At 54.8% G+C, this 1,291-nt stretch carries 1 protein-coding gene; it reads right to left on the bottom strand.

All coding sequences use genetic code 11. The features are described 5' to 3' along the window. Positions 1 to 303 precede the first annotated feature (303 nt). The coding region (locus CPT76_RS02470) for a SpoVR family protein (RefSeq protein ID WP_105441819.1) at positions 304 to 1,291 on the bottom strand (988 nt) is incomplete at its 5' end.

Genomic DNA, 1,291 nt, shown 5'->3' with positions numbered 1-1,291 from the left:
CGGTCAACGAAGACTCAAACATTTACATGATCTGCGTCCAATNAGGGGCTTCAAGACTCATTCGTATAGCATTTTACGAGATCTGCTCCTAAGAGCAGCTTAAAGGCAGTAGTCAGCGGAGAGGACGGAATCATTCTGGAGAAGCGGTCAGCGGTCGCCTTTGTCCCCGGATTTCCACCTAGGCATGTTACCGATTCAGGAAATCTGGGGGCAACAGCGATCGGAAGAACGATCCGGCATCGGAGCGGTCATCGAAGCTCAACATTTACATGATCTGCTCCAATGAGCGGCTTAGAACCTCCCTCACACGAACCGCCGATGCAGCTTCTTGCCGTCGTACGAAAACATTACCTTTTTGTCCTCGACGATCGTCTCCAGATGAACGGCGCGGCCCCACAGCTGATACACATAAGGCAGCGTGCGCTCCATGTACTTCAGGTCGAGCTCGATGCCCTCGTACATATGCTTGATCACCATCTCGCCGGTCCGCAGGTAATCGCCGTCCTCGACGACGAGGTAAGGGCTGCCGCCGTTGACTCGGGCGAAGACGAGCTGGTCGCGGATGTTTTCCCAGCTTTTATCGGTGATTTTCCACTCGGGGCCCTTTTTCTCGAAGACGTACAGGTCCAGATCCTCGGTCAGCTGCTTCGTCATGTAGTTGCGGATAAAGGAAATGTCCGAATCGAATTCGCGCACCTCGAAAATTTTCTCACGGCCCTGCCCAGGTTTGCGGCCGCCGAATTCGATTTCCTCCTTGGTCGGATGGTCCCAGCGGCGCTCGATGTCCTCGAAGATTTTCAGCCCTAAATAGTATGGATTCAGGCTGTGCCGGGACGGCTGCACGACCGAAGAGTTGAGCTTGGCGAATTCGATCGTCTCGTCGCTCGTCAGGTCCAGCTCGCGGATGATCCGCTGATGCCAGTACGAAGCCCAGCCTTCGTTCATGATTTTGGTCTCCATCTGCGGCCAGAAATAGAGCATTTCGTCGCGGAGCATCGTCATAATGTCGCGCTGCCAGTCCTCCAGCACTTCGGAAAATTCCTGGATGAACCAGACGATGTCCTTTTCCGGTTCAGGCGGAAATTTGCGGTTGGCCGCACTTTCCTGGGACTCAGGCTCCGGCTTGTGATCGAGGTTCCACAAGTCGTCGTATTCGCCGGGCTGGGTCTGGATTTTGCCGGACTCTTTTTGCGCTTTCAGCTTCATTTCCATATAGCGCTGCTTATCCAGATGCTGCGGCTTGATCAGCTGCGGGTCGACATGCTCCTGGACGGCCAGCACGGCATCGATG

It is taken from the genome of Paenibacillus sp. AR247 (assembly GCF_002968895.1).
In the GTDB taxonomy this organism is placed as follows: Bacteria; Bacillota; Bacilli; order Paenibacillales; family Paenibacillaceae; genus Paenibacillus_AQ; species Paenibacillus_AQ favisporus.
The sequence above is the reverse complement of the archived record's forward strand: the minus strand, read 5'-3'. Positions and strand labels throughout refer to the sequence as shown.